We start from the raw sequence: 9,818 nt of genomic DNA on the forward strand, positions 1-9,818 counted from the left end.
TATGCGATGATCTTGAGTTTAAAGTCTATGTTGTAACGCATAAAAATACCCCATAAGTTGTGTCCAACTTATGGGGGGCAGTTCAAACAGCGACATGCGGTTAGGTGGTTTTTTATCGTTTTTACTTTATTATTTTTAACTTTTGCAGCTTCTGTGTTGGGCGCGCTCTACTATGCCTACTTGTCACCTGTTAATTTACAAACTCTCAATAGAGCGATACAGATACCTGTCCAGTCTTGGAATATCATCGGTATGCACCTTTTGCTGCTGATTAAAAAAATCAGCCTGAGCGAGCGGTTGGCTACCCGGACAAGCGAAATTACAGAGCATGATGTTTTGCAAATTCGCGCTGTCATTCTTGGTGAGCACATAGGCTGAGTTGCCAAACACCTCATACCAGTTTTTAAAAATCGTCTGAGTATAACCGTGCTTAGGCGTCGGCATTCCTATGATATTGGCCATGATATAGTTACTGTTGGTTTTGAACTGCGTGAGGGCTTCTAGCGTATACAAGTTGCTCGCGACAAACCGACCTTGAAAGGCATCAATCAGCATAAAGTCGTAGGACGCATCACGATGGCGAGTCAAATACCCACGCGCATCATCGCCTATAAACTCAATATTCGGGGCTATAGGCGCTTTCAAAAAATGCGTTTCAATAATGTTGGGTAAGTCTTTATCAATGTCGATGACCGTGAGTGCCATCTCAGGGTTAGCATGCGCCACTTCGCTTGGCGTACCCATCCCCGCACCGCCCAAAAACACCAGACTGGCAGGCGATATTTGCTCTATCGCCTCTACTGTAATCTCGCCATACCAATGACAGTTCTTTTTGGACAGATATATCCAGCAGCTGCTCGTTGACTGTCCCGGCTTGTCGGTAATGGTCACGGCAAGCTTGTCCTCATAAATGATCTGCTGAATAAACCAAGCCCCTGTTGCGGTTTGATAGCCGGTATCGACTCGGCTTAGCATAATAAAAGCGGCGGTGATAATAACGGCTGACACCGCTAGCATATGATTTTGGCGGGGTGTCAACGCACTGACATAATCATCAGGATACAGCTGCACGGCAAGCTTGGTACACAGATAGCTACTGATCGCCAGCGTGACAATAAACAGCGCCAAGCTACTCATCAGGCCGATATAAGGCAATAATAAAATCGGTGTCAGCGTTGAGCCCAGCACACTACCGACAGTGGTAATAGCAACCATCATGCCCGCATTTTTGCCCGTGTCCACGCCTAGATTCGCGCCGCTATTGCTATTAACGCTATCACTTTTGTGCTTTAAGGATAAAAACTGGGTAATCAGTGGAATAGCGGTCGAACCAAACGCTAACCCGACGCCAAATAACAAGCCGACACCCATAGCCGCGAGGATCGGGCTACTGGTATTGGCGGTCATAAAGGCGAGCAGTGGCAGTTGCATAATACAGGCGATAGCGTGCGAGATAGCCGACAAAGATAAGACGTGACCGGCCTTGAGTAACGCTTGGCGCGGGGTGCTGATATGCTGTGATAAGCGACCGCCATACCAGTAGCCCACCGCTATCGCGATTAGCACCATCGCTAGTATGACCCCAGTGATAGAGATGGACGCACCGATATAGGTCGCCGATATCCTAATCGCATAAATCTCGATACCGAGACCGGCAAACCCTTCTAACAGCGCAATGACCAAACAGATACCCAAGACTTTTTTTTGCATAAAGCGACTCATCACCATGATGTAACAGATACAAGAATTTTACACTATTCTTGATTGGGGAGGATGGTAGGTGTTGTTTGAATGTTTGTTATTTTATAACCTCTACCATGTCAAGGTAGATCGACTAACTGTTAAAATATAGCTTTATCTTACATATACTGATTTTATTGACCTGTAGCTATTATGTAGATAAGAAAATAAGAAGTGAATTACTGTGCTATAAAATTTAACACGTATTTGGGCGCTTTACTCGGATGACATCGAGCGTTATTTCTAGATGGATTTAGTGGGCTTTATCGCATTCAAGCAGGCAGTATCCGTGATGATAGGCAGGTGAAAATGCTGAATACTTTGCTGACTGATTCTTATGGCAAGCTAACTACTAAGAAATGGGCAGCTATGACCAAGTCTTCTACAGACACGGCACTACGAGATATTAATGATTTGATAAAGAAGGGCCTGAAGCAAAAGTCCGAGGCGTCCGGACGTAGTACGAGCTATGAGTTGTTATTTAATAGCTCGCTTGCATAAGTTGGCGCTAGTTATTAAATAACAAAATCAATAGTATAGCGTTCAGTAATTAATGTGGAAATAGCTTGCTTTGAACACTTGTCGGTCGCATAATTCCACCATTATATTTATGGTGAACTTATGTATACATATCTTGCTGGTGTTAATAAAGCTTATTTTACGTGGCGGTTTTTATCGATTAGCATAGTAGGAGTCATGGCGAGTATCACCAGTCAAGCAGTCATAGCAGACGATATTTTACCCAACGCCATTGAATTAAATACCACTACCCCTCAGCAGTTTCAAGAGCAGCGCACAGAAGCGTTAAGACAGCAGCAGCTCGTGAATCCTAACGTCAATATTGATACTACTGAGTTTCAAGTCACGCCGCCACCTTCTGTTAGCCCAAACCTCGATCCTGCCTCTCTTCCGTGCTTTGATATACATCAAATTTATCTAACGGGCGAGCTGAGCGAGAATTTCACTTTTGCATTGACGCCTTATACGATGGGTAAGTCCTCCCTGCTTGGCAGCTGTCTATCAGTTAATAATATCAATCAGTTGGTCACCGACGTGCAAAACCGCATTATCGAAAAAGGCTACGTGACCACTCGCGTCTTGGTACAAAACCAAAACCTTAAATCTGGCAACCTATTCCTTACCCTTATTCCTGGTCGCATCGACCAAATCATCGCCACTGACGTTCAAGCCGCTCGTCCTATCTATACAGACGCTAGCGGCAACCCTGCCAACTTCGCCCCTGCCATGCCCATGCGCTCTGGTGATTTATTAAACGTTCGTGATATTGAACAAGCACTTGAGAACTTCAAACGTGTGCCGACTGCCGACGCCGACTTCTCCATTGCGCCAAGTAGCCGTATGAGCACGCCTGGTTACAGTGATATCCAAGTCAAATGGCAGCAAGATAAACGCTGGCGCTTATCTGCGTCTGTTGATGATTCAGGACAAGAGAGTACCGGTGTCTATCAAGGCAACGTAACCCTTTCATTAGACAACCCGACGTGGCACAACGATTTGCTATATGTGTCTTATAACCATGATCTTGATGGTGGCAATGACAAGAATGATGGCAGTTGGGGCTATAACATCGGGTATGTATTACCAGTTGATAATACTCAACTGACCCTCACGCATAGCGGTTACAACTATGATCAAACCATCGCTGGCGTCAATCAAGACTATATCTATAGCGGTGAGTCTTACACCACCGAAGCACTCGTCAGCCATTTGGTGCACCGTGACAATCACAGTAAAACCTACCTAAAAGCGGGCGGTTATGCCAAACAGCAAAACAACTATATCGATGATACGGAAGTTGAAGTACAGCGCCGCCGCACCGCAGGCTATAAAGCAGGGATAGGTTACGAGACCGTCATTGGTAAAACCCAATGGATCGGCGATGTGATCTATCAGCGCGGCACAGGAGCGTTCGATGCAATTGATCCACCTGAAGCCTTGTTTAATGAAGGCAGTGCGCGTGCTGGTATCATCAAAATCGGTGTTGATGTCAATCAACCGATGCAGTTTGCCAACAACGCCTTGAATTATCATGCCACCTTCAAAGGTCAATATGCCACCGAAGCGTTAGTGCCCAATGAGCGCCTAGTCATCGGCGGCCGCTATAGCGTGCGCGGCTTTGATGGGGAACGCAGCTTAAGCGGCGATCATGGCGCAATCTTAAGACAAGAGCTGAGTGCCTATCTAGGAGATAAGCCACATGCGGTTTATGCAGGTGTCGATGCCGGTTATGTCAAGCTCGACAATGCTGCGCAAGATGATTTGCTGCTTGGTAATCATCTGGTTGGCGGAATCGTTGGGATTAAAGGCTATGTTACACCACTGCGTACCAGCTATGATGTATTTGCTGGTTACCCATTAGCGCAGCCAGATAACTTTAGTGATAAAGAGTGGGTCACAGGCTTTAGCCTTGGTTGGCAGTATTAACTTTCACAAGCTCTATCATTTATGTCAGGCCAAAGCTTAGCTATAAAGATTGGCTATAACACCTTTTTATTAAACTGCCCCTCAAAGGACGTCACCATGAACGCTCAATGCTACCGAGTTATCTTTAACAAAGCCCGTGGAATGCTGATGGTGGTGTCCGAGTCGGCACGTGCTCAAGGCAAAACAGGTAACCCTGCTAATGGCGGTAGTGAAATAAGCCAAGTAACGAGTAGCTCGCAAACGGCTGCTCAAACAAACTCCTACTATCGAGGCGGTCAGCTTATAATATTGCGTTCGCACTTACTGCTAGCACTAGGGCTTGCCACCATCGTTGTTAGCAGCGCTTATGCTGCTGATACCACCAATATCATCGCTGATCGCAATGCTGCCGCCAATCAGCAAGCAGTGATACTCAATACCTCAAACGGCAAGACCCAAGTAAATATTCAAACCCCTAGTGCGGCTGGCGTCTCGCGTAATGTCTTTAGTCAGTTCGATGTCGGTGCAGAAGGCGCTATCCTAAATAACAGTCGTGTCAATGCTCAGACGCAATTGGCTGGTTGGGTTGAAGGAAATCCGTACCTCGCTCGCGGTGAAGCTCGCGTTATTCTAAACGAGGTCAATTCAAGCGACCCAAGTCGTTTAAGCGGCTACACAGAAATTGCAGGCGGACGAGCAGAGCTTGTGATTGCCAACCCTGCTGGTATCAGTTGTGCAGGCTGCGGTTTTATCAACGCCTCGCGTACGACATTGACCACTGGTAATGCTTTGATGGATCAAGGCAAGCTCACAGGCTTTGATGTGACAGGTGGTAAAGTCCGTATAGATGGTAATGGTTTGGATACCAGCGGCTCTGACTACACGCAGATATTAGCCAAGACTACTGAGGTTAATGCCGCCGTCTATGCCAAAAACCTAGACATCATCACTGGCAGTAATAAAGTCAGCTATGAGGCTGATGGTGCAGAGTCGACTGTCACGCCTCAGAGTTCTGCCAATATCAGCAATCAAGCCACAGGTGTGGCGCTAGATATGTCGGCACTTGGGGCGATGTATGCAGGCAAAATCCGTCTGATCGGTACAGACAAAGGCATGGGTGTGACCAATGCGGGTAGTATCATTGCATCGTCTGGCGGCTTGCAGCTCGATAACAATGGTAATCTGATTAATTCAGGCAGTTTAGTTGCGAATAAAGGTAAAGTCGCTGTCAATGTTAGTAGCAACACTATCAACAACTCGGGAACTATCGCTAGCAGTCGAGAGACTGCTGAGTTAAATAGCAGCTCGCTTGATAATAGCGGCGTGATCAGTAGTCGTGATACGTTGACACTACAACAAACAGGTGGCATTGATAACTCAGGTGAGATGGCGGCGGGTAGTTTCGACACAAAATCTGCTCAGTTCAATAACAGTGGCTCACTACTGCAAACTGGACAGGGTGCGCTTGCCATTGATACGTCTCAGCTAACCAATGAGCAAAGCGCTATTATTGGGCAAGACCTTTATGCTGACGCTAGCACGCCGCCCAGTATGCCGCCTGCTAAAACGCCACCCACGACCGCCAACAACGGTAGTAGTGTTGGTACGGATGATAGCAGTCAGCCGTCCGAGCCAAATCCAGTACCACTTCCAAGCGTTACGCGTGATGGCAATATTCGCGCAGATAATCTTACCAACACGGGCAGTATCTATAGTAATGGCAAGATCAATATTGCCGCCGACACTGTGGTTAATCAAGGCAAATCCAGCTTAGCGGTCAGTACTCTTGATATTGCTAATAATGGCAGCCTAATTAACACTAATAGTCGGGTGCAGCTTGAGAACATCGACTGGCAGTTGGCAAACTTTGATAACAGTAACAGTCAAATTACAGCGACTAATACCATCTCCATTACTTCTGCCGATCAGATAAATAATACGAAAGGGACTATCGAAGCAATCGGTGATATTGCACTTCGGGCAAAAAATGCATTCAATAATACCAGTGGTGCAGTACGCGCTAACGGCACAATCACGACGCAAAGCTCAACTCTTGATAACACTCAAGGAGAACTTAGTAGCCAAAATAATATTACTATTAATAGCAGCGGTCATCTTACCAATACCAAAGGTCGTATCCAAAGTGATAAAAATCTAACTATCAAGGCGCAAGGCTTTAGTAATACTGATGGCACTATCATCGGTGTACAACGTGCTGATATTAGTGTCACTGACGACATCGCTATCAACAGCGGTAACAATAATATACAAGGCACTACTCTAGCCTTAACTAGCCAAGGAAATTTTACCAATACTAGCAAATTGGCAGCTCAAAACGCGCTCACTATTAGCGCCAATCATATCGACAATAAATTGGGCGCTGAGCTAAGCAGTAGCGGTACTACTGCTTTAAATTCAAAAACTGATATCAATAATCGTGGATTAATCAACGGCGCAAACACCTACTTAGAGGCTGGCAGTACTGTCAATAATTATAGTGGTGGTCGTATCTATGGCGATCAGGTCGCGATAGCAGCTAACACGCTCAATAATACGCCTGATGCGACCACTAGCAATGCAAATCCTGCGCCTGTCATCGCGGCCCGCAATCGCTTAGATATCGGTGTGACCACCCTAAACAATAACCCCAATCAGGCGCGCGCCGGTAATTTTAATACAGACTTTAACGGGCAAGCTCGTCTACTGAGTAACGGTGAGCTGCATATCGGCGGCGCTTTAGATGCTAATCATCAAGCCATAGGCCGTGCGACTACCGTGACTAATAAAGGCGCTTCTATCGAGTCTGTCGGTGATATGAGTATCACGACGGACACGCTAAACAATGTAAATGCGGATTTTGAGAAAGTTTCAGAGCTGATTTCTGAAAAAGAAGTGTCAAAATGGCGTTTCACAAAAGATGACGAAGGTCGGTTTTTTGATGAAGATCAGCTGCGCTCAAGCAGCTGGGATTATTATGTAAAAGAAACCGATGAGAAACTTGGCGAAGATTATTATGACTATGACTATACTGAAAGTGTCTATCGAGATAAAGTCATCTCCTCTGATGCTGCAAGAATCATATCTGGAGGCGACTTTTATTTAACAGGAGAAAGTCTGACCAATGATAAAAGCATTGCGATAACAGCAGATGGCAGCTCAATTATTGGTGATAAATTTACTAATATTAATGAAACTGGCCGCGAGGTAGTTACTAAAGACGGTTACTACCAACTAAAAGAAGTGCATAGCCATGCCCTAGGTAGTAAAAAAAGCAGAGATAATATTGGCGACAAAGTGGCTTATATTACTGGGCCTGATCTGATAGATGCCTACCAGCTCCCTATTTTAAAGCAAGATATCGATAAAGTAGTGATTGCCCATAACGTTAAGGATAATGATGGCACAATCATTACTAACACGCCAACCGAAGAGATTCGTAGCAGCAGCACTGCGCCTACGTTACCTAACAGTGGCCTATATGGTATCAATCCAGACAGCAGTGCCGACTATCTGATCGAAACCGAACCTGCCTTTGCCAACTATAAAAACTGGCTGACCTCAGATTATATGTTAGACAGACTTCAGTTTGATGCCAATATCACCCAAAAGCGCTTAGGGGATGGCTATTACGAGCAGCAGTATATCCGTGATCAGATCATGATGTTAACGGGGCGTTACTACTTAGCAAACTATAGCGATCAAGATGCGCAATATAAAGGGCTAATGGATGCTGGCATTACGGCTGCTCAAACCCTCAATCTGCGTCCGGGCATTGCGTTAAGTGCAGCTCAAGTGGCTACGCTAACCACCGACATCGTTTGGATGGAGCAGCAAAACATCACCCTTGCTGATGGTAGTCGCCAAGCTGTACTCGTTCCCAAAATCTATACCCGTCAAGCGGTTGGTCAAATCGATGGTACAGGCAACCTCATCGCGGCTAACCGTATTGACATGCAGCTGACAGGTGACCTGAATAACCAAGGCAACATCATTGGTCATCAAAGCCTCAACATCAATGCAAACAACTTGACCAACCAAAACGGTGGCCTGATCAAAGGCAACTACGTCCAGATTGGCACGGCGAACAACCTAAACAACCTCGGTGGCAGTATAGGCGCAGACAGCGCCATGCAGCTGGATGTGGGTGGCGACTTCAACAATCAAAGCCAAACCTACAGCACCAGTGCCACCAAAGGTGCCAGCAGCGCCAGTCGTACAGGCATCAGCCAAATCGCCAGCATCTATGTTGGTGATGGCCTAAAAGATCGGGTAGACGACAACGGCAAACCATTGAATACCTTTGTCGCCAACGTTGGCGGCAACACCGTCTTTGCTGCCGGTCGTCTTGATAACCAAGGGGGTCGCAGTGTCATTGACACCAAAGGCGATGTTAAACTTAATGCCGTCAACGTGGGCTACCAGTCCAATAGCATTGGCGATGCCAATAACTATTTTAAGCAAGGCGAATCTGCTGATATCGGTAGCCAGCTGCGTAGTAATGACGACATTATCATCACAGGCAATAACATCAGCGGCACTGCCGTCAACATAAACAGCGACAATGGCACAGTTGGTATCATCGCTGATGGCACTGTCGACTTTAACGAAGGACGAAACAAACAGAACCTAAGTACCGCGGTTAAAACCACTGACAAAGGCTTCTTAAGTAAAACCATCACCCAATCGCGCTTTGACAGCCAAAGCAATAATGCCATCACCAGCAACATCGAAGGCGAGCAAATCCTCATACAAGCAGGACAAGACATCAACTTCACAGGCACCAACGCCAGCAGTGATCGCGGCATCCAGCTCACCGCAGGTCGTGATGTCAACCTCCTAGCGGCTGAGAATACTGCTAGTGAAACCAAATTCAGTCAAACCAAAAAATCAGGACTGTTTGGCACTGATGGCGGCATCGGCTTCACCATTGGTAAGCAGCAAACCAATGATAACAATACCAGCACCAAGCTCACCCACACCGCAAGCCAAGTCGGCGCCATCGACGGCAACGTCATCATCACTGCTGGACGTAACTACCAACAGACCGGCAGCAACCTCATCGCTGGTATGGGTGCGGATAGCGACAAAGACCTCAATGACCCCAATCGTGGCAACACCGTTGTTCGTGCCAAACAGATCAACATTGACAATGTCATGGACGTCACCACCAACCAAAGCGAGCAGAAGTTTAAGCAAAGCGGTCTCACCGTCTCAGTATCAAACAGCCTAGTAGATAATATCAAGAGCATCGATCGTCTCATTGACGCAGGGAGTGACACAGACAGCACGCGTATGAAAGGCATGGCAGGTATTGCCGCCACCCTCAAGACAAAAGCACTCGCTAAAGAAGCGAACAGTGCAGGGTACGATCTACTAGATGGCAATCTAAAAGGCGTAGGCAACACCCGCATCCAAGCCACCATCGGTAGTCAAAAAAGCCAATCAAACAGCAGCAGTGTCACCGAGGAAAACCAAGGCTCAAGTATTGATACCAATAACCTTGCCCTGATCGCCACAGGGGCAGGTACAGACAGCAATATCAACATTAATGGCAGCAACCTAAACGTCAGCAATGATGCCTTATTCCAAGCCGACAACGACTTTAACGTCAATGCCGTGGCACAAAACAGCAATACCCGTAGTAATAACAAAAG

At 46.5% G+C, this 9,818-nt stretch carries 3 protein-coding genes; 2 read left to right on the forward strand and 1 reads right to left on the reverse strand.

The window, feature by feature from the left end; genetic code table 11:
- Positions 1-195: 195 nt before the first annotated feature.
- Positions 196-1,710 (reverse strand): fused MFS/spermidine synthase, encoded by a 1,515-nt coding sequence (locus JMY02_RS13255; RefSeq protein WP_201599107.1) that lies wholly within the window; start codon positions 1,708-1,710, stop codon positions 196-198.
- A 726-nt stretch (positions 1,711-2,436) separates the two neighbouring features.
- On the opposite strand from JMY02_RS13255, the gene JMY02_RS13260 reads away from it, so the two are divergent.
- Positions 2,437-4,185, forward strand: coding sequence for a ShlB/FhaC/HecB family hemolysin secretion/activation protein (locus JMY02_RS13260; RefSeq protein WP_201599109.1), 1,749 nt, complete (start codon positions 2,437-2,439; stop codon positions 4,183-4,185).
- A 96-nt stretch (positions 4,186-4,281) separates the two neighbouring features.
- A partial coding sequence (locus JMY02_RS13265) for a two-partner secretion domain-containing protein (RefSeq protein WP_201599111.1) occupies positions 4,282-9,818 on the forward strand: 5,537 nt, incomplete at its 3' end.

The sequence above is a fragment of the Psychrobacter vallis genome (assembly GCF_904846715.1).
Classification (GTDB): domain Bacteria; phylum Pseudomonadota; class Gammaproteobacteria; order Pseudomonadales; family Moraxellaceae; genus Psychrobacter; species Psychrobacter vallis.